This window comes from Nocardia sp. CDC159 (assembly GCF_023740735.1).
Classification (GTDB): domain Bacteria; phylum Actinomycetota; class Actinomycetes; order Mycobacteriales; family Mycobacteriaceae; genus Nocardia; species Nocardia pulmonis.
Genome location: NZ_JAMRXH010000002.1, coordinates 411,265 through 435,920, shown reverse-complemented (window position 1 = coordinate 435,920; position 24,656 = coordinate 411,265). Strand labels below are relative to the sequence as shown.

The 24,656-nt window shown below is 69.7% G+C and carries 23 protein-coding genes; 10 read left to right on the top strand and 13 right to left on the bottom strand.

The annotated features are described in order from the left end of the window. Positions 1–42 precede the first annotated feature (42 nt). From NDR87_RS05795 to NDR87_RS05785, 3 genes are all read left to right on the top strand, one after another. Entirely contained in the window at positions 43–792 is a 750-nt protein-coding gene (locus NDR87_RS05795; protein WP_251909837.1) for an alpha/beta fold hydrolase, read from the top strand. Between the two features lie 74 nt (positions 793–866). Continuing rightward, on the top strand, positions 867–2,048 hold the full coding sequence (locus NDR87_RS05790; protein WP_251909838.1) for an acyl-CoA dehydrogenase family protein: 1,182 nt from the start codon (positions 867–869) through the stop codon (positions 2,046–2,048). A 106-nt stretch (positions 2,049–2,154) separates the two neighbouring features. After that, on the top strand, positions 2,155–2,964 hold the full coding sequence (locus tag NDR87_RS05785) for an enoyl-CoA hydratase/isomerase family protein (RefSeq protein WP_251909839.1): 810 nt from the start codon (positions 2,155–2,157) through the stop codon (positions 2,962–2,964). 9 nt (positions 2,965–2,973) lie between these two features. Here the strand turns inward: NDR87_RS05785 and NDR87_RS05780 are convergent, their stop codons facing one another. From NDR87_RS05780 to carD, 6 genes are read right to left on the bottom strand one after another with little or no spacing between them, the layout of a single operon-like run. Further along, on the bottom strand, positions 2,974–3,270 hold the full coding sequence (locus NDR87_RS05780) for a DUF4190 domain-containing protein (protein ID WP_251909840.1): 297 nt from the start codon (positions 3,268–3,270) through the stop codon (positions 2,974–2,976). A 59-nt stretch (positions 3,271–3,329) separates the two neighbouring features. Beyond that, positions 3,330–4,301, bottom strand: coding sequence for a 23S rRNA (guanosine(2251)-2'-O)-methyltransferase RlmB (gene rlmB, locus NDR87_RS05775; RefSeq protein ID WP_251909841.1), 972 nt, complete (start codon positions 4,299–4,301; stop codon positions 3,330–3,332). Then, entirely contained in the window at positions 4,301–5,695 is a 1,395-nt protein-coding gene (gene cysS / locus NDR87_RS05770) for a cysteine--tRNA ligase (protein ID WP_251909842.1), read from the bottom strand. Before cysS ends, rlmB begins: the two co-directional genes overlap by 1 nt. Positions 5,696–5,740: 45 nt before the next feature. Continuing rightward, positions 5,741–6,214, bottom strand: a complete 474-nt coding sequence (gene ispF / locus NDR87_RS05765; protein WP_251910202.1) for a 2-C-methyl-D-erythritol 2,4-cyclodiphosphate synthase — start codon at positions 6,212–6,214, stop codon at positions 5,741–5,743. An 11-nt stretch (positions 6,215–6,225) separates the two neighbouring features. Further along, positions 6,226–6,951, bottom strand: coding sequence for a 2-C-methyl-D-erythritol 4-phosphate cytidylyltransferase (gene ispD / locus NDR87_RS05760; protein ID WP_286013192.1), 726 nt, complete (start codon positions 6,949–6,951; stop codon positions 6,226–6,228). After that, the gene (gene carD / locus NDR87_RS05755; RefSeq protein ID WP_019931623.1) at positions 6,948–7,436 is read right to left on the bottom strand and encodes an RNA polymerase-binding transcription factor CarD; all 489 of its coding nucleotides are present in this window, start codon (positions 7,434–7,436) and stop codon (positions 6,948–6,950) included. Before carD ends, ispD begins: the two co-directional genes overlap by 4 nt. A 302-nt stretch (positions 7,437–7,738) precedes the next feature. On the opposite strand from carD, the gene NDR87_RS05750 reads away from it, so the two are divergent. Genes NDR87_RS05750 through disA form a run of 3 tightly spaced genes read left to right on the top strand, consistent with a single transcriptional unit; the run spans position 7,739 to position 11,056 of the window. Continuing rightward, entirely contained in the window at positions 7,739–8,470 is a 732-nt protein-coding gene (locus NDR87_RS05750) for a hypothetical protein (protein ID WP_251909844.1), read from the top strand. Positions 8,471–8,516: 46 nt separating this feature from the next. Beyond that, entirely contained in the window at positions 8,517–9,914 is a 1,398-nt protein-coding gene (gene radA / locus NDR87_RS05745) for a DNA repair protein RadA (RefSeq protein ID WP_251909845.1), read from the top strand. Further along, positions 9,911–11,056, top strand: a complete 1,146-nt coding sequence (gene disA / locus NDR87_RS05740) for a DNA integrity scanning diadenylate cyclase DisA (protein WP_251909846.1) — start codon at positions 9,911–9,913, stop codon at positions 11,054–11,056. The genes radA and disA overlap by 4 nt, the downstream gene beginning before the upstream one ends. A gap of 2 nt (positions 11,057–11,058) precedes the next feature. On the opposite strand, the gene NDR87_RS05735 is transcribed toward disA, so the two are convergent. Then, a complete protein-coding gene (locus NDR87_RS05735) occupies positions 11,059–11,727 on the bottom strand; it encodes a DUF4232 domain-containing protein (RefSeq protein ID WP_251909847.1) in 669 nt (222 codons plus the stop codon). Between the two features lie 63 nt (positions 11,728–11,790). Then, positions 11,791–12,414: a carbonic anhydrase gene (locus NDR87_RS05730; RefSeq protein WP_251909848.1), complete on the bottom strand. Its 624-nt coding sequence runs from the start codon at positions 12,412–12,414 to the stop codon at positions 11,791–11,793. A gap of 137 nt (positions 12,415–12,551) precedes the next feature. On the opposite strand from NDR87_RS05730, the gene NDR87_RS05725 reads away from it, so the two are divergent. Continuing rightward, positions 12,552–13,427 carry an A/G-specific adenine glycosylase gene (locus NDR87_RS05725; RefSeq protein WP_251909849.1) on the top strand — a complete coding sequence of 292 codons (876 nt, stop codon included), beginning with the start codon at positions 12,552–12,554 and terminating at the stop codon, positions 13,425–13,427. 352 nt (positions 13,428–13,779) lie between these two features. Here NDR87_RS05725 and NDR87_RS05720 read toward each other — a convergent pair whose 3' ends face one another. The 5 genes from NDR87_RS05720 to kstR form a co-directional block, all read right to left on the bottom strand. Beyond that, entirely contained in the window at positions 13,780–14,664 is an 885-nt protein-coding gene (locus NDR87_RS05720) for a metal ABC transporter permease (protein ID WP_251909850.1), read from the bottom strand. After that, positions 14,661–15,554, bottom strand: coding sequence for a metal ABC transporter ATP-binding protein (locus NDR87_RS05715; protein ID WP_251909851.1), 894 nt, complete (start codon positions 15,552–15,554; stop codon positions 14,661–14,663). The genes NDR87_RS05720 and NDR87_RS05715 overlap by 4 nt, the downstream gene beginning before the upstream one ends. Before the next feature lie 14 nt (positions 15,555–15,568). After that, positions 15,569–16,459, bottom strand: a complete 891-nt coding sequence (locus tag NDR87_RS05710) for a metal ABC transporter solute-binding protein, Zn/Mn family (RefSeq protein ID WP_372494082.1) — start codon at positions 16,457–16,459, stop codon at positions 15,569–15,571. 163 nt (positions 16,460–16,622) lie between these two features. After that, positions 16,623–19,196, bottom strand: a complete 2,574-nt coding sequence (gene otsB / locus NDR87_RS05705) for a trehalose-phosphatase (RefSeq protein WP_251909852.1) — start codon at positions 19,194–19,196, stop codon at positions 16,623–16,625. Positions 19,197–19,380: 184 nt separating this feature from the next. Continuing rightward, positions 19,381–20,040: a cholesterol catabolism transcriptional regulator KstR gene (gene kstR / locus NDR87_RS05700; protein ID WP_251909853.1), complete on the bottom strand. Its 660-nt coding sequence runs from the start codon at positions 20,038–20,040 to the stop codon at positions 19,381–19,383. A gap of 145 nt (positions 20,041–20,185) precedes the next feature. Here kstR and NDR87_RS05695 point away from each other — a divergent pair, with 145 nt between their 5' ends. From NDR87_RS05695 to NDR87_RS05685, 3 genes are read left to right on the top strand one after another with little or no spacing between them, the layout of a single operon-like run. Further along, positions 20,186–22,330, top strand: coding sequence for an acyl-CoA dehydrogenase family protein (locus NDR87_RS05695; protein WP_251909854.1), 2,145 nt, complete (start codon positions 20,186–20,188; stop codon positions 22,328–22,330). Positions 22,331–22,357: 27 nt separating this feature from the next. Then, complete coding sequence (locus NDR87_RS05690; protein WP_251909855.1) at positions 22,358–23,422, top strand: acyl-CoA dehydrogenase family protein; 1,065 nt, start codon at positions 22,358–22,360, stop codon at positions 23,420–23,422. Then, the gene (locus NDR87_RS05685; RefSeq protein ID WP_251909856.1) at positions 23,407–24,648 is read left to right on the top strand and encodes an acyl-CoA dehydrogenase family protein; all 1,242 of its coding nucleotides are present in this window, start codon (positions 23,407–23,409) and stop codon (positions 24,646–24,648) included. Before NDR87_RS05690 ends, NDR87_RS05685 begins: the two co-directional genes overlap by 16 nt. Positions 24,649–24,656 lie beyond the last annotated feature (8 nt).

Genomic DNA, 24,656 nt, shown 5'->3' with positions numbered 1-24,656 from the left:
CGGGCGGCCGCGGCGGGAGGTCCACCCGTATCGTCGTCGGCGATGCTTCATGACGAGGGTGGCACGGGCGTGCCGATACTGTTGCTGCACGGGTTGATGGGCAGTGCCCGCACCTGGGGTGATCAGCTGCCGTGGCTGCGCGAGTTCGGGCGGCTGTTCACCTTCGACGCGGCGGGGCACGGGCGGCCCGCGCCGGACGAGCTGTGTACCGAGGAGTTCGTGCGCGATCTCGCGGACGCGACCGGGGGGATCGATGAGCCCATGGTCGTGATCGGTCATTCCATGGGTGCGCTGCACGGCTGGGTCTTCGCCGCCGAGTATCCGGAGCGGGTGCGGGCCCTGGTGGTCGAGGATATGGCGCCGGATTTCCGCGGTCGCACCGCCCGGGACTGGGCGGCCATGATCGCGGCCTGGCCGCAGCCGTTTCCGGACGCCGCGGCGGTGCTGGAGTTCTTCGGGCCGGTGGCGGGCCGCTACTTCCTGAACTCCTTCGTCGCCGGGCCCGATGGCTATCGCCTGCACGGCGAGGTCGAGACGTTTCGCGAGATCTCCGAGGAGTGGGGAACCCGCGACTTCTGGGCGCAGTGGCGCGCGGTCCGGGTTCCGGGCCTGCTCATCGAGGGCGAGCACACCATCACCCCGCCCGGTCAGATGCGGGAAATGGCCGCGCTGCGGCCGAATTCGCGGCATGTGCTGGTTGCCGGGGCCGGTCATCTGGTGCACGACGACCAACCGGAGATCTACCGCGCCCACGTGGCGAAGTTCCTGAACGAGGTCCTCGGCGGTGATTGATGGCAGGTGCCTTCAGTCTTGGGTCGATCGGGTCGTATGCTCGCAGCACCCGTCCCGAACGAAGGTGCACACCGATGATCGACTTCTCGCTGCCCGCCGACCTCGAGGCCGAACGCGACCGGATTCGCCGGTTCGTCATCGACAAGATCGTTCCCTACGAGCGTGATCCGCGACTGACCGCGCACGGCCCCAACGACGAGCTGCGCCAGGAACTGGTCGAGCTGGCCCGCGCGGAGAAGCTGCTGACCATTCAGGCCCCGGTGGAACTGGGCGGGCGCGGGCTCGGCCACGTCGAACAGGCCGTCCTCTACGAGGCCGCGGGGTGGTCCACCCTCGGCCCGGTCGCCATGAACTGTGCCGCGCCCGACGAGGGCAATATGTTCCTGCTGTCCAAGGTCGCGAATCCGGACCAGATCGACCGCTATCTCATGCCGGTGATCACCGGACAGCAGCGCTCGGTCTTCGCCATGACCGAACCCGACGGCGCGGGTTCGGATCCGGATCAGCTCGCCACCACCGCGACCTTCGACGGTACGAACTTCACCATCAACGGCCGCAAGTGGCTGATCACCGGCGCCGACGGCGCCAAGACCTGGATCATCATGGCCCGCCTGGCCGCCAACCCCCATCTGCCCGAGGGCCCCACGCTGTTCCTCGCCGACGGCGACGCTGCTCCCGCCGGGGGTATCGTCATCGAGCGCACGATGAACACCATGGACCGCAACTACGTCGGCGGCCACGGCGTGGTCCGATTCGAGAATCTGACCCTGCCCCGCGAATCCGTCCTCGGCGAGACAGGTCAGGCGCTGCGGTATGCGCAGCTGCGGCTGGCCCCGGCCCGGCTCACGCACTGTATGCGCTGGCTCGGCGCGGCCGAACGCGCCCAGAGCATCGCCGTCGAACACGCCCGCACCCGCACCGCCTTCGGCAAGACCATCGGCGAGCACGAGGGTGTGTCGTTCATGTTGGCGGACAACGAGATCGCGCTGCATCAATGCCGGTTGACCATCTGGCACGCGTGCTGGCTGATGGATCAGGGCCACAAGGCCCGGCACGAGAGCTCGATGGCCAAATCCTTCGTCTCCGAGGAGCTGTTCAAGGTCGCCGACCGCTGTGTGCAGGTGCTGGGCGGCATCGGGATCAGCGATGAGACGGTGGTGGAGATGATCTTCCGCGATATGCGCGCGTTCCGGCTCTACGACGGCCCCACCGAGGTCCACAAGTGGGCGATCGGCCGCAAGGTGTTGCGGAAATAGGCAGATATACCGTCTACGTGGGGTTCGGTTGCGGGATCGTGCCCGGCTGTGTTGTGCTCGTTCGCGTACCAGGCACGACCCGCGCACAGAGCTAGGATTTCGTCGCATGAGTTCGGAACTGCACGTCGATGTTTCCGCCGGAGTCGCCGTGCTCACGCTGCATCGCCCCGCGCAGCAGAATGCCTTCACCCCCACGATGGCTGCCGAACTCGGTGCGGCGCTACGCCGCTGCGACGGTGAGGACGGCATCCGTGCCGTCGTCATCACGGGCACGCCGCCCGCGTTCTGCGCGGGCGCGGATCTGTCCAGCCGCGTCGGCGAGGTGACCGCGACCATCGATCCTGCCCCCTGGCGTATTCGCAAACCGGTGATCGCGGCGGTCAACGGGCATGCGGTCGGCCTTGGGCTGGCCCTCGCACTGCAGTGCGACCTGCGCTATCTGGCCCGCGATGCGGTGTACGGACTCAATCAGGTGCGCCGTGCCGTGCTCGCCGACGGCTATGCGCACTGGTTGCTGCCCCGGCTGGCCGGTATGGCCAATGCCGCCGACATCCTGCTGACCGGCCGCACCTTCGACGGTGAGGAGGCCAAGGCGATGGGCCTGGCCAATGCCAGCCTCGACGCGGCGGAGGTATTGCCGACCGCGCTGTCGGTCGCGCACGATATCGCCGCCGGTTCGGCCCCGCTGCCCGCGGCGCTGTCCAAGCGGCTGCTGTGGGAGGGGCTGGGCATGGGCCCGGATGCCGTGGCGGCGCTGGAATCCGAGCTCAACACCTATGTGGCCAAGAGCGTCGACGCGGCCGAGGGTATGGCCGCCGTCCGGGATCGTCGCTCGCCGCAGTGGACCGGGCGGGTGAGCGAGGAGTGGCCCGCCTGGGAGGTGCCCGCCGAACCGGAGCGCCCGCGGCTGGACTGACCGCCCGCGCTAGCCGCTCCCGCCGATCAGGAGCAGCAGGAACAGGGTCGCCATGAGCACCATCAGGATCGTGCCGACGATGCCGAGGATGTAACCCACCATCACCTGCGTCCGGCCGCCGTACGCGCCGCCGGAGTACTCGATCTGGTCCAGCGCCCGCTTACCCATCACCCACGCCACGGGACCCAGTGCGCCGCAACAGAATATGCTCAGCGCCCCGAGCAGCAGCACCGTCGTGGCGTGCGGATGCTCGACGGGCTGGCCGATCGGCTCGTCGGGGAAATACGGGGGCGGGTAACTGGCCACCAGCCAAGTCTATGGCGGCGATCACCGCGAAAGCTCGCTGACGCGCTCGGATTTCCGGGTCAGCCGCGGCGCTGACGGGCGATATCGGCCAGCACCACACCCGCGGCCACCGAGGCGTTGAGCGATTCCACCTCGCCCGCCATCGGAATGGACAGCACGCTGTCGCAGGTCTCGCGGACCAGCCGCGACAGGCCCTTGCCCTCGGACCCGACCACCACGACCGTCGGTGTGCTGCCGTCGAAATCGTCGAGCGAGGTGTCCCCGCCCGCGTCCAGGCCGACCACCTGCAGCCCGGCCTTGGCCCAATCCTTCAGTGTGCGAGTCAGATTGGTGGCGCGCGCGACGGGCAAGCGCGCCGCCGCGCCGGCGCTGGTCCGCCACGCCACCGCGGTCACGCTGGCGCTGCGCCGCTGCGGAATCACCACGCCGTGGCCGCCGAAGGCCGCCACCGAGCGGATCACCGCGCCCAGATTGCGCGGATCGGAGATGTTGTCCAGCGCCACCAGCAGCGGGGGAGTGCCGGAGGCGAGCGCGGACGCGAGCAGATCGTCCGGATGCGCGTAGCGGTACGGCGGCACCTGCAGGGCCATGCCCTGATGTAAACCGTTGCTGCTCATGCGATCCAGGTCGGTGCGCGGCACCTCCAGGATCGAGATGCCGGTATCGGCGGCACGCTGCACGGCCTCGGTGAGCCGCTCGTCGTTCTCGGTGCCGTTGGCGACGTAGAGCGCGGTCGCCGGGACACCGGCGCGCAGGCACTCCACCACCGGATTGCGGCCGAGCACCAATTCCGGACCGTCGTCACCCTTGCGGGTGCTCGGGCGTCCGGCGGGGCGGCCCTTGGTCTGCGCGGCCTTCTTCGCCGCGGCCGCGGCCCGCTTGGCGGCCGGGTGGTATTTGCGCATCTCCGCGGGTGGTGTCGCACCGCGGGGTTCCAGCCCGCGCCGCCGCTGCCCGCCCGAGCCGACGGTCTGGCCCTTCTTGGTGCCGGACTTGCGGATCGCGCCGCGCCGCTGCGAATTGCCTGCCATCAGTTCGCCTTTCCGCTCAGGCTCCACTCGGGGCCGTCCGGGGTGTCGGTGACTTCGATACCGGCCGCGCCGAGCCGGTCCCGGACCGCATCGGCGGTCGCCCAGTCCTTGTTGCCGCGGGCCTGCTGCCGCCGCTCCAGCTCGGCGCCGACCAGTACGTCGAGGGCGTCGAGGGCCGCCGAGGAGTCCTGCGGGGCGGCCCAGTGCGGATCCAGTGGATCCACACCGAGAATGCCGAGCATGGCGCGCACCTGCCCGCCGAGTTCGCGCGCGGTGTCGAGGGCGCCGGATTCCAGCGCCCGGTTGCCCTCGTGCACCACGCGGTGAATCTCCGCCAGTGCCTTGGGAACCGCGAGATTGTCGTCCAGCGCCTCGGCGAACGCGTCGGTCCACTTGCCGACCGGCAGGCCGCCGGTGCGCTCGTCCGCGCGCCGCACGAAGGCCTCGAGCCGCTGATAGGTCTGGGCGGCATCGCGCAGCGCCTGATCGGAGTACTCCAGCATCGAGCTGTACTGCGCACTGCCCAGATAGAACCGAAGTTCCACGGCCCGAACGGTTTTCAGCACATTCGGCACCGACAGCGTATTGCCGAGGGATTTGGACATCTTCTCCCCGCCCAGGGTGACCCAGCCGTTGTGCAGCCAGTACCGGGCGAAGCCATCCCCGGCGGCGCGGGACTGGGCGATCTCGTTCTCGTGGTGCGGGAACACCAGATCCATACCGCCGCAATGGATGTCGAATTCGGCCCCGAGGTAGAACTCGGCCATGGCCGAGCATTCCAGATGCCAGCCGGGCCGACCCGGGCCCCATGGCGACGGCCAGGTCGGCTCGCCGGGTTTGGCGGCCTTCCACAGCGTGAAGTCGCGCGGATCCCGCTTGCCCTCGCCCGCGCTCTCGCCCTGCGCCACATCGTCGAGCTTGTGGCCGGACAGCTTGCCGTAGTCCGGATAGCTGCGCACGTCGAAATACACGTTGCCGCAGGAGCCATAGGCGTGGCCGCGCTCGATCAGCCGCTGCATCAGCGTGACCATCTGGGTGATGTGACCGGTGGCGCGCGGCTCCACCGACGGCGGCAGCACGCCCAGCGCGGCGTAGGCGCGATCGAAGGCGCGCTCATGCGTGGCGGCCCACTCCCACCAGGGGCGGCCCGCGGCGGCGGCCTTGTTGAGGATCTTGTCGTCGATGTCGGTGACGTTGCGGACGAACGCCACGTCGAAACCGCTGGCGGTCAGCCAGCGCCGCAGCACGTCGAAGGCGACCCCGCTGCGCACATGCCCGATATGGGGTTCGCCCTGCACGGTGGCGCCACACAGGTACACCGATGCACGGCCGGGGACCAGGGGCGTGAAATCACGCAGGGTCCGCGTCTCGGTGTCGAACAGGCGCAGAGTCACGACCAGCCATCCTAGCTGTTGAGAATTTGCAGTGTACGAGGCGGTTTACTGCTGGCTACAACAGTGCAACAGCGCTGTCGCCACCGCCGCGATCCCCTCACCGCGTCCAGTCAAGCCGAGACCGTCGGTGGTCGTACCGGAAACCGAAACCGGAGCGTCCAGTAATTCTCCCAGTACCTGCTGGGCCTCGCCACGGCGCGGACCGATTTTGGGACGGTTGCCGATCACCTGGACGGCCGCGTTCACGATGGTGAAACCGGCCTCGTCGAGCAGTCGGCGGACCTCTTTCAACATGGCCGCACCGGACACGCCCGCCCATTCGGGGCGGCCGGTGCCGAAGACGGCGCCGACATCGCCGAGCCCGGCGGCCGACAGCAGCGCGTCGCAGAGCGCGTGCGCGGCGACATCGCCGTCGGAATGGCCCGCGCAGCCGCTGTCGCCCTCGAACAGCAGACCGGCCATCCAGCAGGGGCGGCCGGGTTCGATGGGGTGCACGTCGCTGCCGATGCCGACGCGCATATCGGCCGCGCTCATCGCGGCACCGCCTGCGCGACCGGGCGTTCGGCGAGCAGCGCCTCGGCGAGGCGCAGATCGAGCGGGGTGGTGATCTTGAAAGCCATTGGGTCGCCGGGGATCACGTGCACGTGCGCGCCGAGGCGTTCGACCAGGCCCGCGTCGTCGGTGGCGGGCAGGTCGAGCGCATACGCCTCGCGCAGCAGCTGCGCCTCGAACCCCTGCGGGGTCTGGATCGCGCGCAGTCCCGCGCGCTCGGGGGTGCCGGTCACCACGCCGTGGGCGTCGACCGATTTGATGGTGTCGGTCACGGGCAGGCCGGGCACCACCGCTCGCCGCCCGGCGCGCAGCTCGGCCACCACCCGCGCGATCAGCGACGGCGGCGTCAGGGCGCGGGCCGCGTCGTGCACGAGGACGTGGGTGGCCTCCGGCGCGGCCGTCAATCCGGCGCGCACGGAGTCGATGCGTTCGGAGCCGCCCGCCACCACACTCACCGGAATCGAGGAGCCCGCGGTCGCGGACAGATGTCGGGCCCGCTCGATCAACTCGGCGGGCACCATGATCACAATGCGGTCCACGACCCCGGACGCGATCAGGCCGTCGATGGCGTGCGTGAGCATAGGGCTGCCGCCGACCGGGACGAATGCCTTGGGTGTTGCTGCACCCAGGCGCACGCCCTGACCGGCGGCAGGCACCAACGCCACGACACGACTTGCGTCGTGCGGACTGTTTTTCACGGTCAGGAGGCCGCGGCGAGAACCTCGTCGAGCAGGGTCTCGGCCTTGACGTCGTCGGTTCCCTCGGCGAGGGCGAGCTCACCGACGAGGATCTGGCGGGCCTTGGCCAACATGCGCTTCTCGCCGGCGGACAGGCCGCGATCCTGCTCTCGGCGCCACAGGTCACGGACGACCTCGGCCACCTTGTTCACATCGCCGGAGGCGAGCTTCTCCAGGTTGGCCTTGTAGCGGCGAGACCAGTTCGTCGGCTCCTCCGTATGCGGCGCGCGTAGCACCTGGAAGACTCGGTCGAGACCCTCCTGGCCCACAACATCACGGACGCCCACGTATTCAGCGTTCTCGGCGGGAACCCGTACGGTGAGGTCGCCCTGTGCGACCTTCAGGACCAGATACTCCTTCTGCACGCCCTTGATGGTGCGAGTCTCGATAGCTTCGATCAGCGCCGCTCCGTGGTGGGGGTAAACGACGGTGTCTCCGACCTTAAAAATCATGTGTCCCGTGCCCCTTTCGATGTTCACAGTTTAACATGCGACTCGGTAACGGCGCGATCAACGACGCAGGTCAGGGCCACAACAGGGCGGCGGCGGGGGTTGACAGAACGCCGGGGGTGTGCATCCCGTTGTGCCAGAACGAGTTACGGATGGGTCCGTTCTCTCCGTACCGAATGGTACTGCCCGTCGGTGGTTGAGCTTACAAGTCCCCTACCCGACACGGGGGGCTGCGGGGCGACTACTACGCTCCCTACTACTACTCTCCATCGTGGAGTGAGCCGGTCGACATGGAGGACAAGCCCGTGACTGCCCTGAAAGCCACCACAGCGTCGAAGGCGCGCCGCCACGCCGTGACCGTCGCCGCGTTCGCCGCGGGTGCGGTGCTCGCGCTGTCGGGCTGCAGTGCCGGTCAGATCTCGCAGACCGCGGACCAGGTCGCGGCCGTGAACGGCAACAGCGCCGATGTGGGTCAGGTCGCGCTGCGCAACGTGCGCCTGCTGCTGCCGCCGTCGGAGGAGTACAACAACGCCAAGGGCGGTAAGGCCGTGCTCGCGTTCAGCGCGGTCAACGGTGGTTCGGCCAAGGCCGACGAGCTCACCAGCATCACCTCGGACCTGGGCACGGTGAAGATCACCCCCGCCAACCCGCAGCTGCCGCCGGGCGCGACCGTGGTGGCCGACGCCCCGAAGCCGGGCGCCCACGTCGCCGCGCCGACGACCACCGCCGCGCCCACCTCCGCGGCCGCGCCGACCAGTTCCCCCGCCGCGTCGACCGCCGCCGCGTCCAGCGCGACCGCGCAGCAACACGGCGATCACGCCGCCCCGGCCGCCGAGGGGGCCGCGGGCCCGCTGCTGGTCGAGGTCACCGGCTTGACCAAGGACGTCACCCCGGGCCTGACCTACCAGGTGACCTTCAACTTCAAGGACGCGGGCACGGTCGCGGTGAACGTGCCGGTCGACGCGGGCCCGGACCTGGGCCGCAAGGATGCCGAGAAGGCCGGGGAGAAGGCTCCCGCGCATTCCGGCGGACACTGACGCGATTGGTCCGCGATCTGTCGGACCCGGTACCTAGGCTGCGCACGTGGCCAAGGTGAGATCGCAGTACCGCTGTTCCGCGTGTGGGCACGAGGTCGCCAAGTGGGTGGGCCGCTGCCCCGGCTGCGGTGAATGGGGTTCGGTCGACGAGCTGGCCCCCGCCCCCGCGGCGGCGGGCGCGCCGCAGCGTCGGTCCCTGCTGCCGTCCACCGCGGCCGCCCCCATCTCGACCATCGACTCACAGGTCACCCGTGCCCGGCCGACCGGTGTGAGCGAATTGGATCGGGTACTGGGCGGCGGCATCGTGGCCGGTTCGGTGGTGCTGCTGTCCGGTGAGCCCGGGGTGGGCAAGTCGACGCTGCTGCTCGAGGTCGCGCATCGCTGGGCGCGGCAGCGGGAGGAGCGATCGCTGTACGTCACCGCCGAGGAGTCGGCGGGGCAGGTCCGGCTGCGCGCCGACCGCACCGGAGCGGTGCACGAAAGGGTCTATCTCGCAGCCGAATCCGATCTGTCGACCATTCTCGGCCACGTCGAGCAGGTGCGGCCCACGCTGCTGGTCGTCGACTCGGTGCAGACCATGTTGGCCGCCGATGTGGAGGGTGTGATCGGCGGGGTGACCCAGGTGCGCGCGGTAACCGCCGCGCTCACCTCGCTGGCCAAGGCGAGCGGTATCGCGGTGCTGCTGGTCGGGCACGTCACCAAGGACGGCAACCTGGCCGGTCCGCGCACTTTGGAACATCTGGTGGACGTGGTGCTGCAGTTCGAGGGCGACAAGCATTCCACCCTGCGCATGGTGCGGGGCATCAAGAACCGCTTCGGAAGTGCCGACGAGGTGGGCTGTTTCGAGATGCACGACGACGGGATCGTCTGTGTGGAGGATCCGTCCGGACTGTTCCTGCACCACCGGACCGACACCGTACCGGGCACCGCGATCACGGTCGCGATGGACGGTAAGCGCCCGCTGCTCGGCGAGGTGCAGGGCCTGACCGTGGAGACCCAGGCGGCCATGCCGCGGCGGGCGGTGAGCGGGCTCGACCACAACCGGGTGTCGATGGTGTTGGCGGTGCTGCAGAGCCGCTGCGGTCTGTATCTGGGCAAGTACGAGGTCTACGCCGCGACCGTCGGCGGGATGCGTCTCACCGAGCCCGCCTCGGATCTGGCGGTCGCGCTGGCCATCGCCAGTGCCGAGCGTGGCCGGGCGTTGCGACCGGGCACGGTCATTCTCGGTGAGGTCGGACTGGCCGGTGAGGTGCGTCGCGTCGGTGGGGTGGGGCGTCGTCTGGCCGAGGCCGAGCGGTTGGGTTTCACCGAGGCGCTGGTGCCGCCGGGGGTCGATCGCTCCGGCCGCAGTATCAAGGTGCGCGAGGTGTCCGATGTTCGGGCGGCGCTCGCGCTGACCGGGTTGGCGAAGCGGGGACAGGCACGTCTGGAGGCTGTCGAATGAACGCAGGCCGTTGGGTCACCAATCTGCTCGGCAAGCCCGCGGCGAACCCGCTGCCCCCGATCGCCGCCCCCGCGCCCCGCCGGGCGTCCGGCGTCGAGCACGCCGCGCGTGATGTCGTGGCCCGGCTGGTGCCCGGCACCGAGCTGCGCGACGGCATCGATCGCATTCTGCGGGCGCGCACGGGGGCGTTGCTGGTCCTCGGCTACGACGAGGCCGTCGAGCGAATCTGCGACGGCGGCTTCGATCTGGACGTGGAGTTCTCTCCGACCCGGCTGCGCGAGCTGTCGAAAATGGACGGGGCCGTGGTGCTTTCCACCGACGGCGGCCGGATTCGCCGCGCCAATGTTCATCTGGTGCCGGATCCGTTGCTACCCACCAGCGAATCGGGTACCCGACACAAGGCCGCCGAGCGGACCGCCGCGCAGACCGGCTATCCGGTGGTGTCGGTGAGCCGATCCACCGGCATCGTCACCGTCTACGCCCGCGGTTCGCGGCATCTGATCCAGCCCTCGGAAACCATTCTGGCCCGGGCCAATCAGGCCATGGCCACGCTGGAGCGCTACCGCTCGCGGCTGGACGAGACGACCCGGCAGCTGACCGTGGTCGAGCTCGGCGACGTGGTCACCGTGCGCGATGTGCTGACCGTGGTGCACTGTCTGGAGCTGGTGCGGCGGGTGGCCCGCGAGATCGAGTCCGATGTGAACGAACTCGGCGTCGACGGCCGCCAGCTGGCCCTGCAACTGGCCGAGGTGGTCGGCAACGCCGAGGGCCTGCGGCGGCTGGTGGTGCGCGACTATCTGCGGCCGGTCGCGCCGGGCGGCGTCGCCGAGACGGCGGTCGAGCACGCCCTGGACGCGCTGGATCAACTGCTCGAGGTGGAGTTGCTGGAGCTGACGAATCTGGCCCCACCGCTGGGCTTTCCGGCGACCATCGAGGCACTCGACGCCGCCACCAGCGCGCGCGGCTACCGGCTGCTGGCCGAGATTCCGCGGGTGCCCCGGCCCCGGGCCGAGGCGCTGGTCACGGCGTTCGGGTCGCTGTCGGCCCTGCTGGCCGCCGAGGTCGCCGAGCTCGCCGCGATCGAGGGCATCGATGACGAGCTCGCCCGCCGCATTCGCGAGCGGCTCGCCCGTCCCGAATGAAGTCAGGCGATATTGAACGGCTCCGGTGCACTGCGTACCGAACCGAACTGCGCGACAACGGCATAGCCCCCGGGCGGCACCGGCACCCGCTCGCCCGCGCAGCTGGGCTGGGAGGTGGTACCCGACCAGGTCAGCGTGAACTCCGCCTGCTGCCCGCCGCCCAGGGTGCGCATATCGGCCGGACCGCCCTGGTCGCAGTCGGTGTTCGCCCATAACCGGTGCTGGCCGTCGAGCGAGGTCACCGACACCTGCTGCAGCCCCGAGCCCACGTCGCGGCTGCAGGCCGCGGTGGAGATATTGGTGATGACGATGCGGAACACCGGCTGCTCGCCCGACTTGTAGTTCGGCTGGGCCACCGTGACCTTCAGCGCCAGCGACTGATCCGGGCACTGCGGCGGCGATCCGCTGGCCGTCGCATTCGCCGTCGGGGCGGGTTTGGCGGTGCCCGTCTCCGCGGTGCTCGACGCGGTCGTGCCGGGTCCGCCCGCGGGTTTGGCGACCGCGGAGCTCGAGGTCGCCGCGGCGGGTTTGTCCGCGCTCTTGCCGTTGCCGCGCAGCAGGAATACCGCCAGCCAGATCAGCAACGCGAGCGCGACCACCAGGGCCGCGATGGCGAGCAGGCGGCGACGCCAATAGATCTCGGGCGGCAGCGGTCCAGTCGGTTCCAGCACGGCAACAACGGTAAGCGCACCATCGGGCCCGTCCGGCTCAGGGGCACGGCGTGTCGGACCGCCTCAGGCCACTTCGCCGATGTTGCCGATCGCCCGGTGCAGTTGAACCTCGCCGTCGGCGAGTTTGTATGTGACGCAGGCGATCGCGCATTCGCCGGTGGCCACGCGCTGGGAGACGATCATCGAACGCTGCATGAGCAGCCGCGCGGTCTCCACCACGTGCCGGGCCTCGAGCTCGTCGACCCCGGTGAGGCCCTCGCGTCGGCCGATCAGAATGGACGGGGTGACCCGCTCCACCACGCTGCGGATGAAGCCGCCCGGGACGTTGCCGCCGTCGAGCGCGTCGATGGTGGCCCGCACGGCGCCGCAGCTGTCGTGGCCGAGCACCACGATCAGCGGCACCTTCAAGATCTCCACGCCGTATTCGATGGAGCCGAGTACCGAGGCATCGACGACATGGCCCGCGGTGCGGACCACGAACATATCGCCGAGCCCCTGGTCGAAGATGATCTCGGCGGCCACGCGGGAGTCACCGCACCCGAACAGGATGGCCGAGGGGTGCTGACCGCTCACGAGCTTCGCCCGGTCCGCCGCGCCCTGGCTAGGATGCTGCAGGGTGCCACTGACGAACCGCTCATTGCCCTCGCGGAGGGCCTTCCATGCGCTGATCGGGTTGGTATGAGGCATGCGTCTCATTTTCCATACAGGCCGGGCTACCGGCGAGTCCGTCAAGTTACGAACGGGCAAATCGTCTGTACCGGGGCGTGGTGAGTTTACGGGCGCAGCGGGCATCGTGTGGGCAAATAGGAGAGGACAGTAAACGGGTGAGCATCGATTCCGATGCGTTGATCGACTGGTACACCGAGACCGCTCGCGATCTGCCGTGGCGGCGGCCGGGCGTGACCGCGTGGCAGATCCTGATGAGCGAGATCATGCTGCAGCAGACGCCGGTGGTGCGGGTCGAGCCGATCTGGCGGGAATGGGTGGCGCGCTGGCCGGTGCCGTCTGCGATGGCGGCCGCCTCGCAGGGGGAGGTGCTGCGGGCCTGGGGCAAGCTGGGCTATCCGCGCCGGGCGCTGCGGCTGCACGAATGCGCCCAGGTGCTGGCCGCCGAGCACGGCGACGAGGTCCCCGCCGACGTCGAGGTGCTGCTCGGGTTGCCCGGCATCGGCGCCTACACCGCCCGCGCGGTGGCCTGTTTCGCCTACGGCCAGCGAGTCCCCGTGGTGGACACCAATGTTCGCCGCGTGGTCGCCCGCGCCGTGCACGGCCGGGCGGAGGCGGGCAATCCGGCCGCCCGCGACCTCCTCGAAACCGAGGCCCTGCTCCCTCACGACATCCCCCGCGCCGCGAAGTTCTCCGCCGCCCTGATGGAACTGGGCGCCCTGATCTGCACGGCCCGCACCCCCACCTGCGCCAACTGCCCACTCCCGCATTGCGCCTGGGTCACCGCGGGCCGCCCGGCCTCGACCGTCACCCGCCGCGTCCAGAAATACGACGGCACCGACCGCCAGGCCCGCGGCCGCCTCCTCGACGTCCTACGCGCCGCCCCGGACCCGGTCGAACGCCCCGCCCTCGACCTGGCCTGGACCCGCGACCCCGGCCAACGCGACCGAGCCCTCGACTCCCTGCTCACCGACGGCCTCATCGAACAAACCCCCGACGGCCTGTTCGCCCTCGCGGGCGAGGCCGGCAACTAGCGGCCCAAACTTCGCACCCTTTCCCGCACACCGCACCCTTCCCAGCCACCCACAACCAGTGCGAACCGCGAGAAGTGGTGCGGCGACCCAACAGCGCTGCGCGAACGCCGCCCGCGAGTGGACCTGCGCGGGGTGCGCCGAGCCCGAAGTGGTATGCGAACGCCGCACCCCTTCTGGGGCTTCGCACCCTTTGGGGGCGGTTGTAGAGGGTGCGAGGCGCGGGAAAGGGTGCGGCGCGCGGGAAATGGTGCGGAGAGCCCGGAGGGGTGCGCGAACGCCGCACTCTTTGCGGGGCTTCGCACCCTTTGGGGGCGGTTGTAAAGGGTGCGGAGTGCGGGAAAGGGTGCGGCGATTAGGCCGGGGCCGGGGCCGGGGTGGGGCGGCGGGTTCTGGTGCGGGTGCCGATGAGGCGGCAGGCGAGATAGATCGCGAACGAGATGGCCGTGATGAAGGTGGAGACCGGGACGCCGGGGGCCAGGGAGAGCAGGATGCCGCCTACGGCCGACACTTCCGCGAAGGTGATGGCGAGTACGGTGGCGCGGACCGGGTCGGCCGTCACCTGGGCGGCGGCCGCGGCGGGGGTGATCAGGAGGGACAGGACCAGGAGGGCGCCGACGATCTGGACGCCGAAGGCGGCAGTGATGCCCAGCAGGACCGCGAAGACCACCGACAGCGCGCGCACCGGAACGCCGCGTGCGACGGCGACCTCGGGGTCGGTGCTGGCGAACAGCAGGGGGCGGTAGATCAGGGCGAGTACCAGCAGCACCCCGATCGTGCAGACGGTGAGCAGGGTCAGGCCGCTGTTGCCGACGCTGACCACCTGGCCGGTCAGCAGCGAGAATTTGGAGCCCGCCCGGGTCGGCCCGAGCCACAGGAACAGCACCGACAGGCCGAGCCCGAACGACAGCACCACCGCGATGGCCGAATCCCGTTGCCGCGCACGCGCACCCAGCACCCCGAACAGCACGGCCGCGACCACCGAGCCGGCGATCGCGCCCACCCCGACGCCGATTCCGGCCAGCAGCGCGGCCGCGGCCCCGGTCAGCGACAGCTCGCTGGTGCCGTGCACCGCGAACGACATCTGGCGGCTCACGATCAGCGGGCCGATCGCCCCGGCCAGCAGTCCCAGCAGCGCCGCCGCCAGCACCGCCTGCTGGACGAAGTCGTAGGACAGCAGATTCGCGGTGACCCCGAAGTCGAGCATCTTGGCGAAGACGTCGGACAGCTTGTCGATCACAGCTCGCCCTCGCCGCCCACGACCACCAGCCGCCCGCGCACCCGCAGCACATCGATCCGGGTGCGATACAGCTCGGAGAGCACCTCCGAGGTCATCACCTCGTCCGGCGGGCCGATCCGGAACTTCCCGTCGACCAGGTACAGCACCCGATCCACCAGCGGCAGCACGGGATTGATCTCGTGGGTCACGAACAGCACCGCGGTGCCGTGATTCCTGCGGCGGGCGTCGATCAGCTCCGCCACCAGCCGCTGATTCGCCAGATCCAGGCTCAGCAGCGGTTCGTCGCACAGCAGGACGCGCGGATCGCCGACCAGCGCCTGGGCCACCCGCAGCCGCTGCTGCTCACCGCCGGAGAGCGCGTCCAGCGGCGCGTGCGCGAAATGCCCCGCGCCGACCTGGTCGATCGCGTCGGCGACCCGGCGCCGCCGCTCCTTGCGCCCGCGCCAGCCCAGCCCCCAGCGATGTCCGTCCACGCCGAGGCCGACCAGATCCACCCCGCGCAGCTGCACCCCGGCATCGAACGTCTTCTGCTGCGGCACATAGCCGATATGCGGATTGCCCAGCCGCGCGGGCGCACCCGCGATCTCCACCCGGCCCGCGCTGGGCGCGATCTGGCCCAGCAGCATGCGCAGCATCGAGGTCTTCCCGGAGCCGTTCGGCCCGAGCACCGCGACGAATTCACCGGCGGCGATATCCAGATCCAGTCCATCCCACAGCGTTCGCTCGCCGAAGGTCAGCCGCGCGTCGCGCAGCCGCACCGCCGGGGTGTCGGCAGGCTCGGCGCAGTCCGGGCCGAACGGGCAGTCGGATTCGGCGAGGACGGGTTCGATGCCCGCGGTGGTGCTCACCCCGGTTGCAACACGTTCGCTGGTATCGACCTTCCCGGACATCGCGGCTCCCCTCGTCAGCCCAGAGCCTTGGCGAGCGCCTGGGCGTTTCCGATCTGCCATTGCAGATAGTCGGTGTTCTCCGGCAGGGTCTCGGTCACCTCGACCACCGGCACACCCGCGGCCCGCGCGGCCGCGGCCACATCCCGCGTGGTCTTGTCCTCGGTTTGCTTGTTGTAGATCAGCGCGCGAACCTGCTTGCCGTTCAACAGCTCCCGCACCGCGGCGACATCGGCGGGCGCCGGATCGGTGCCCTGTTCGACGGCCTCGGCGAAGGCGCGCGGGGTGCGATCGTCGGTCCCGGCGGCGACCAGTAGGTAGTGCGCGAGCGGTTCGGTCTGCAGCACCGGCGATTTCGGATGCTCGGCCGCGATTCGGCCGGTGATCGCGCTGATCTCGCTCAGCTTCGCCCGAAAGGCGTTGGCCCGCTCGGTATACGCCTGCGCGTGCTCGGCGTCGATCGAGCCCAGCCGGGTGGCGATCTGCTCCGCGACGGCGGCGACGGTGTTCAGGTCGTACCAGATGTGCTCGTTGTCGTCGGACTTCGCCGCACCCGTGCGTAATTCGAAGGCGTTGATGCTCGGCTTGTCGCGCCCCGCGGCGGCCTTTTCGGCGAACTCGTCATAATGCCCGCCGTTGTAGACCACCAGCGCCGCCTCGCGCAGCTTGGCCGCGTCCGACGGACTGGTCTGGTACTCGTGTGGATCGTCGGTGGGTTTGTCGATGATCGACTCGACGGTCATATCCGGCCCGGCGACCGCCGCGGCCACGCTGCCCCACGCGCTGGTGGACGCGACGATGATGCGGTCACCGGCGTCGCCGGAGGAGTTCCCACAGGCGGCCAACGTGGCCGCGGCCGCGATACCCATCGCGGCGGCGGCTGATCGAACGACAAAACTTCTGGTCACGCCCGGGCACTCCTGCACAGCACACTTAACGGAAACGATTTCCATTTAATGTAGCGCACGTGTCCAGAACCATTGGTATCGATCCACCGGATTCGCCCTGTGCTCCTCGACACGACGGTGGGGCCCGCGACGACGGTCGCGAGCCCCACCGAGGGTGATCGAACTACGATGCCAGCGCCGGAACCGGCTGGCTCAGCAGCTGCGCACAGCGCAGCAGACCGAGATGGCTGTAGGCCTGCGGATGGTTGCCCAGCGAACGCTCGGCGACCGGGTCGTACTCCTCGCTCAGCAGTCCGGTCGGCCCGGCCACGTCGACCAGCTGGGCGAACAGCGCCTCGGCATCGGACCGCTTGCCGATCAGCAGATACGCCTCGACCAGCCAGGCCGCGCAGAGGTGGAAACCGCCCTCGCCGCCGGGCAGTCCGTCGTCGTGGTGGTACCGGTACACGGTCGAACCGCTGCGCAGCTCGGCCTCGGTGGCCACCACGGTCGCCGCGAAGCGCGGATCGGACGGATCGATCAGCCCGCTCAGCCCGATGTGCAGGGTCGCCGCGTCCAGATCGGTGCCGTCGTAGGCCGCGGTGTAGGACTGCACCTCCTCGTTCCAGCCCTTGACCTTGACCTCCTCGGCGATGGTCTCGCGCAGTTCGGCCCAGGCCGGGTCGACGCGGCGGTTGAACTTCTCCGCCAGCTTCAACGCGCGATCGACGGTCAGCCAACCCATCACCTTCGAATACACGTGATGACGGGGATTGCCGCGGATCTCCCAGATGCCGTGGTCGGGTTCGCGCCAGCGCCGCTGCACCGCCGAGACCATGGCATGCACCAGCTCCCAGTCCTGATCGGGCAGCGCCTTGGCCGGATCGGTGATGCCCTTGCGCTCGCGGGCGTCGGCCAGCGCGGCGATCAGATCCACGATCGGACCGAACACGTCGAGCTGCACCTGCATATTCGCCGCGTTGCCGACGCGCACCGGCCGCGATCCGGCGTAGCCGGGCAGCGAATCGATGACCGCCTCGGGCGGCAGCGTCTCCCCGTAGAGCGTGTAGAGCGGATGCAGCCGCTCCGGACCGGCCAGCGTCTCCAACACCCGGTGGGTCCAGGCCAGGAACTCCTCGGCCTCGGTCAGCGAGCCCAGCGTCACCAGCGCGTGCGCGGTCAGCGAGGCGTCGCGCAGCCAGCAGTAGCGGTAGTCCCAGTTGCGCACGCCGCCGATGTCCTCCGGCAGCGAGGTGGTGGCCGCGGCCAGGATCGAACCCGACGGCGCGTGCACCAGCCCGCGCAGCGTGAGCGCGGACCGCTTCATCAGATCCGGCTTCAGCGGCGGCAGCTCCAGCTGTTCGGCCCAGTCCCGCCAGTACCGCTCGGCCTCACGGCGGCGCTCCAGCTCGCCGACCATGGCCGGGGCCAGGTCGGAGGTACCGCAACGCATTTCGAGCACGACCGGACCGCGGGAGGGATCGATGACCGCGCGCGCGGTCTGGTGGATGCCCTCCTCGACGATCTCCCACTGCACACCCGGCGAGCGGAGCACGATCGGATCGTTGGTGCCGTGCACCCGCAGGCCCGCGGGTTCACGGTCGATGCTCACCGGCACCTGACCGAACTCCGGCCGCGGCGCGAAGGTCACCACCGCGCGGGCGTCACCGGTGATCACCCGGGTCAGGTCGGTGCGCTCCGGCGCCACGTCGTGCGGCAGGTAGTCCACGACCTGCAAACTGGACCAACGGGTTTCGACGGTCATGGTGCCGTCCACATACCGCTGCGACAGCGGCAGGCCCGGCCGCTCCGGGGCGATGGTGAAATGCCCGGCCTCCGGTCCGCCCAGCAGATGTGCGAACACCGCGGCCGAATCCGGTTCGGGGTGACAGAACCAGGTGACCGTGCCGTCCGGTGTGACGAGGGCCTTGGATCGAGGGCTGGCCAGCATGGTCAGCCGTTCGATTCGAGGGGCGGAGGCACCGGCCAGCCAGGTGCGCCGCTCCTCGAGCAGATACGCCAGGGCCTTGGCCACCTCCTCGGTGCTGGCCACGCGGTATCTGGCGAGGCTCTCGCCGTCGCCCACCTTGATGCCGACATCGGGACCGGCCAGGCGCGCGAACGCCTTCTCATCGGTCACATCGTCGCCGAAGAAGACCGCCGCGGACGCGCCCTCCTGATGGCGGATGATGTCCAGTGCGTCACCCTTGTCGGTCTGGATGACCGCCAGTTCGATGACGGCCTTGCCCTCGGTGACCTGCACGCCGACCCAACTGGCCGGACCCTGCCGGGCCTGCTGCAGTGCGCGTCGGCCGACCTCGGGGGAGGCGTTGCGCACATGCAGCGCGACACTGGCCGGTTTGATCTCCACCGCCGCGCCCGGATTGTCCTCGGCGATGTGGTTGAGGGCGTTCTGTACTTCCTGCAGTAGCTGTTTGGCATCGTTGTCGATGGCGTGCACGAAGCCGACGTCGAATTCCGAACCGTGGCTTCCGATCAGCTGGACCTCGACGGGAAGCCGGGACAGCGCCGCGAGATCCCGCAGCGCCCGGCCGGAGATGACGGCCGCCGTGGTGGCGGTGAGGCCGGCGAGGGCGCGCAGCGCGCTCACCGATTCCCGATGGGGGTAGGCCTTCGCCGGATCGGACACGATGGGCGCGATCGTCCCGTCGTAGTCCGATGCGACCAGTAGCCGGGGCATCCGGGCCACGGCCGACAAGGCACGGCGAAGTTCCTGTGGCAAATCCTGTGCGCTCACGCATCCAACCTAGTGATCGGAGGAGAAATGTCAGGGCGCGAGAAACTCTAGCGGGTGAGGTTTGCTCGCTTGTTCGCGCAGTGATACGAGACGTTTACAGACGCCTCGCCGTGCGCATCCCAGATTGTGCGGTCTCCATGGGTACGTTAGCTGGTTTGCCACGCGGAACAGAGGGCAAACTTTCCTATGACTTGTCGCCCAGCAGCAGGTCGACGGTCAGTTCGAGCCGTTCTGTGACGTCCGTCGCGGAGGCCCGCCGGGTCAGCCAGGCCACTAGATTGGACAGCCACACATCGCTGATGACCCGCGCGATGGCCAGGTCGCGATCGGTCGGTTCGCCGTCCTCGATGGCGCGCGCGAAGAACCGGTCCATCACCCGGCCCACCCGGTCGACCTCGGCGGCGGCCGAGGCGTCGGCGAACATGAACGCGCGCGTCATGGCCTCGGTGAGCAGCGGATCGCGCTGCATGGCCCGGGTGACCTGGGTCAGCAGCAGATGCATGCGTTCGCGCGGGGTTTGCCCGGCCAGCGGTTTGCGCTTGCTCTCGAACTGTTCGAACTCCCGCGCCAGCGCCGACACCAGCAGGTGGACCTTGGAGGGGAAGTAGCGGTAGAGCGTGCCCACCGCGACGTCGGCGCGCTCGGCGACCGCACGCATCTGCACCGCGTCGTAGCCGCCCTTGGATGCCAGCGCGAGGGTGGCGTCGAGGATGCGCTTGCGCCGCTCCCGCTGCGCGGCCGAGCTGAGCTCGTCCTCGCTGAGCGTGCTGACCGGGGTGGCCCGGGGGCGGCCCCCGTTCTGGGCACCCGAGTCGGCTGCCTGCTCTCGGGAGGGACTGGCCATCGGTGAAAGTCCTTTCCTGCAAACGTCGTATCTGCGGCTGGGGTGCGTCGCTGCCCGCGGCGGGATCGTCTCTTGACTTCCGCCCGGCTCGAATATTAGAACATGTTCTAGGTGTGGGAGTCACGCCGGAAAGGCGGTATGCAGTGTGAGCATCGCCACCACTGACGAGCATAAAGCGGTCCAGGAGTCGATGCGCGGATGGGCCGCGTCGATCCGGCCGATTGCAACAATGCGCACCGGTTCGCCGGGGTACTGGCGCGAATTCTGGCCGAGTCTGGTGGACCTGGGCATCTTCCGCGTCGCCGTCGGTGATTCCGCCGGGGGCGCCGACGGCTCGGTGAGCGACCTGGCGGTCCTCATCGAACAGGCGGCCCACGATCTCGTCGGCGGACCGGTCCTGACCACCGCGCTCGCGGGCCTGGTCACCGGCGGGGCGCTGGCCGAGGATACCCCGTGCGGTGTCGCGCTGGGTGACCCGGTTGCCCTGTCCGCCAAGGGGACCGAGCTGACCGGGGTCTGGGACACGGTGCTCGGGGCGGCCGACGGCACGGCCGTGCTGCTGCCGGTGGACGGCGGGCGCTGGTGTCTGGTGCCTGCGAATGCCGAAGGGTTGCACATCGTTCCGCTCGCACCGCTGGATGCGAGTATGCCGCTGGCTCGCGTCGAATGCGCCGGCGTCCGGGTCGCGGCCGGGCAGCTGTTCGAAAACTCCTACGCCGTAGCCGATCTCACCGCGGCCCTCGTCGCCGCCGAGGCCGCGGGCATCGCCGGGTGGTGCCTCGAGACCGCGACCGAATACGCGAAGGTGCGTGAGCAGTTCGGCCGCAAGATCGGCGAATTCCAGGCCGTCAAGCACATCTGCGCCTGGATGCTGTGCCGCGCCGAGCTGATTCGCGCGGTCGCCGCCGACGCGGCCGCGGCCGTGGACGCCCGCACCGACGAGCTGCCGCTGGCCGCCGCCATCGCCCTGACCGTCGCCCTGGACGCGGCGGTCGAGACGGCCAAGGACTGCATCCAGGTGCTCGGCGGCATCGGCTTCACCTGGGAGCACGACGCGCACTTGTATCTGCGCCGGGCGGTGGCCCTGCGGCAGCTGCTGGGCGGGTCGGCGCGCTGGCGGGCGCGGGTGGCCGAGCTGGTGCGCCAGGGCCGGAGGCGAACCGTCGGACTCGATCTCGGCTTCGACGAGGACCCCGCCGCGACGGCCTGGGACGTGGTCGGACTCGACGCCGGGGAGGCCGCCGAACTGGCCGCGGATCTCGCGCGGATCGCGGCGCTTCCGGCGCAACGGCAGCGAGACGCCCTGGTGGACACCGGATTACTCGCCCCGCACTGGCCGCGCCCGTACGGCCGCGGCGCGGGACCGATCCTGCGCACGCTCATCGACGAACAGGTGCGCCGGGCCGCGATCGCGGTGCCCGACATCCAGATCGGCAACTGGGCGGTGCCCACGCTGCTGCAGTACGGCACCCCGGAACAGATCGAGCGCTTCGCCGATGCGACGCTGCGCGGTCGGGTCGTGTGGTGCCAGCTGTTCAGCGAGCCCGACGCCGGCTCGGATCTGGCGGCGCTGCGCACCACGGCGACCCGGGCCGCGGGCGGCTGGCGATTGCGCGGTCAGAAGGTCTGGACCTCGCTGGCGAATGTAGCGAACTGGGCGATTTGTCTGGCCCGCACCGATGCCTCGGCGCCCAAACATCGGGGCATCAGCTATTTCCTGGTCGATATGAGCAGTCCGGGTATCGAGGTGCGGCCGCTGGTGCAGATCACCGGCGAGGCGCGGTTCTCGGAGGTGTTCCTCGACGATGTCTTCGTGCCCGACGACTGCCTGGTCGGCGAATTGGGCGCGGGATGGAAAATCGCGCGTTCCACCTTGTCCTCGGAACGGGTGGCGATGGGCGGCAGCGGGATCGGCGACGAACTCGAGCGTCTGATAGCGACCGCTCCGGCCGTCGGGCCGGGTGCGGAATTGATTGCCGATCGCCTGGGCGCTCTGGTCGCCGATGCCGTCGCCGGACTTTTGCTGGAGACGCGCGCCGCGCAGCGGATGTTGGCCGGGATCGATCCCGGAGCGCAAAGTAGCGTTCGCAAACTCGTCGGTGTCCGGCATCGTCAGCAGGTCGCCGAATTCGCCGTCGAACTCGCTGGTGTGGCGGGCGCACAGGATTCGGATGTGGTGAAAGAATTCCTGCTGACGCGCTGTTTGTCGATCGCGGGGGGCACCGAGCAGATCCTTTTGACCGTGGCCGGCGAACGGATTCTCGGGCTCCCGCGCGAATCGCACGGCTGAATCCACACCTCAACCGGGAGCATTGAATTGGATTTCGACTACGACGAGAGCCAGGACGCGGTCGCCGAGGTTGTCGTGAGTTTGCTGGAACGCGACAGCGCGCGGGATATGGCGCTGTGGCCGGCGGTGGTGGACAGCGGACTGTTACTGGTGGCGCTGCCGGAGCGCTTCGGCGGAGACGGCATGGGCCTGCCGGAGGTCTGCGCCCTGCTGACCGAGCTGGCCACCGACGCCGTCCAGGTGCCCGCGCTGGCGACGCTGGGCCTCGGGGTGCTGCCACTGCTCCGCACGGCCCCGGATGCGCTGGCGGAGAGGATCTTTCCGGCGGTGGCCGAGGGTGCGGTGCTGACCGCCGCGCTGAACGAGCCGGGCGCGCCGTTCGCTGTGAAGCCGGAGACCACCGCGGTCGCCGAGGGCGATACGGTGCGCATCAGCGGCCACAAGGTGGCCGTGCCCTATGCCGCGCAGGCGCGGTGGCTGCTGGTGCCGACCGATTCGGGCATAGCCGTCGTCGAGGCCGATGCGCCCGGCGTGACGCTGCTGGAGACTCCGGCCTCGACCGGAATGCCGGAATTCTCGGTGCATTTGGAGGATGTGCGTATTCCGGCCGGGCAGCTGCTGCCCGACGGCCTGGGCGAGCTGCACCGACTGGCGCTGGCGTGCCTCGGAGCGGTCGCGGACGGACTGGTGAAGGGCGCGCTGGCGCTGACCGCCGAACATGTGCGCACCCGCCATCAGTTCGGTCGCCCGTTGGCCGAATTCCAGGCGGTGGCCCAGCAGATCGCCGATGTGTACGTAACCTCGCGCACCCTGCACGTGGCCGCGGCGTCGGCGAACTGGGCGCTGGCCCAGCTCGATCCGAGCCCGGAACACCAGGAGCGGATCGACGACGACCTGGACGTGCTGGCCTACGCGGTGGCCGCGGAGCTGCCCGTGGCCATGCAGAAGTGCCACCACCTGCACGGTGGCATCGGCGTCGACGTGACCCACCCGCTGCATCGCTACTACTCACAGGCCAAGGACATCGCCCGCTGGCTCGGCGGCGCGTCGTTCCGGCTGGATCGTTTGGGAGCCCGATGTTCATCGACCTGACCCCCGAGCAGCGCCGCCTGCGCGACGAATTGCGTTCATATTTCGCCGATCTCGTGACTTCCGAGGAGGAGGCCGAGATGGCGGTCAACCGCCATGGCGACGCCTATCGCGCGGTGGTGCGCCGGATGGGCCGCGACGGCTGGCTCGGTGTGGGCTGGCCCACCGAGTACGGCGGACAGGGCTTCGGGCCGGTCGAACAGCAGATCTTCTACAACGAGGCGGCCCGTGCCGATGTGCCGCTGCCGCTGGTGACGCTGATGACCGTCGGTCCCACCCTGCAGCAGTTCGGCACCGCGGAGCAGAAGCGAAAGTTCCTGCCCGCCATACTTTCCGGCGATGTGCACTTCTCCATCGGCTACTCCGAGCCCGAGGCGGGCACCGATCTGGCCGCGCTGCGGACCAGTGCGGTGCGCGACGCGAACGGCGACTGGATCGTCAACGGGCAGAAGGTGTTCACCACCGGCGCGCACGAGGCCGACTACATCTGGCTGGCCTGCCGCACCGGCACCGCGGAGTCGCGCCACCGCGGCATCACCATCCTCATCGTGGACACCACCGATCCGGGCTACTCCTGGACCCCGATCATCACCTGCGACGGCGCGCATCACACCAATGCCACCTACTTCGACAACGTCCGGGTTCCGGCGAACATGCTCGTCGGCGCGGAGAACGACGGCTGGCGACTGATCACCACCCAGCTCAATCACGAGCGGATCAGCCTCGGCCCCGCGGGCAAGATCGAACAGCTCTACGACCGGGTGCGCGAATGGGCGCTGCGGCGCGGCGTGCTGGGGGAGAGCGATGTGCGGCGCTCACTGGGCCGCCTGCACGCGATGGTCCGACTCAACGAGTTGCTGAACTGGCAGGTCGCGGCGAATGCCGATCATGCCGCCGGTGGAAGCGACGGGACCGGAGGCGGCAGCTTGCGTAACCACGCAGGGACCCGCGGACGCCGCAATGACGCAGCCGATCCGGCGGGCATGATCGCCGACGCCTCGGCCACCAAGGTCTATTCCACCGAGGCGCTGCAGGAGGCCGGTCGCCTCGCCGAGGAGATCGTCGGTCGCCACGGCGATTACGCCGATCCGGCCACCGCCGAACTGCTGACCTGGCTGGACCGGCGCACCAAACAGAATCTGGTGGTGACCTTCGGCGGCGGGGTCAACGAGATCATGCGCGAGCTGATCGCCACCGCCGGGCTGCGGCTGCCGCGCGTACCGAGATAGGAGTCTGC

What these genes read in the sequence shown, in the direction of transcription:
- NDR87_RS05795 (WP_251909837.1), top strand. Translation starts at nt 43, where the DNA reads ATGCTTCATGACGAGGGTGGCACGGGCGTGCCGATACTGTTGCTGCAC.
- NDR87_RS05790 (WP_251909838.1), top strand. Translation starts at nt 867, where the DNA reads ATGATCGACTTCTCGCTGCCCGCCGACCTCGAGGCCGAACGCGACCGG.
- NDR87_RS05785 (WP_251909839.1), top strand. Translation starts at nt 2,155, where the DNA reads ATGAGTTCGGAACTGCACGTCGATGTTTCCGCCGGAGTCGCCGTGCTC.
- rlmB (WP_251909841.1), bottom strand. Translation starts at nt 4,301, where the DNA reads ATGGCAGGCAATTCGCAGCGGCGCGGCGCGATCCGCAAGTCCGGCACC.
- ispF (WP_251910202.1), bottom strand. Translation starts at nt 6,214, where the DNA reads ATGCGCGTCGGCATCGGCAGCGACGTGCACCCCATCGAACCCGGCCGC.
- carD (WP_019931623.1), bottom strand. Translation starts at nt 7,436, where the DNA reads ATGATTTTTAAGGTCGGAGACACCGTCGTTTACCCCCACCACGGAGCG.
- disA (WP_251909846.1), top strand. Translation starts at nt 9,911, where the DNA reads ATGAACGCAGGCCGTTGGGTCACCAATCTGCTCGGCAAGCCCGCGGCG.
- NDR87_RS05730 (WP_251909848.1), bottom strand. Translation starts at nt 12,414, where the DNA reads ATGCCTCATACCAACCCGATCAGCGCATGGAAGGCCCTCCGCGAGGGC.
- NDR87_RS05715 (WP_251909851.1), bottom strand. Translation starts at nt 15,554, where the DNA reads ATGTCCGGGAAGGTCGATACCAGCGAACGTGTTGCAACCGGGGTGAGC.
- kstR (WP_251909853.1), bottom strand. Translation starts at nt 20,040, where the DNA reads ATGGCCAGTCCCTCCCGAGAGCAGGCAGCCGACTCGGGTGCCCAGAAC.
- NDR87_RS05685 (WP_251909856.1), top strand. Translation starts at nt 23,407, where the DNA reads ATGTTCATCGACCTGACCCCCGAGCAGCGCCGCCTGCGCGACGAATTG.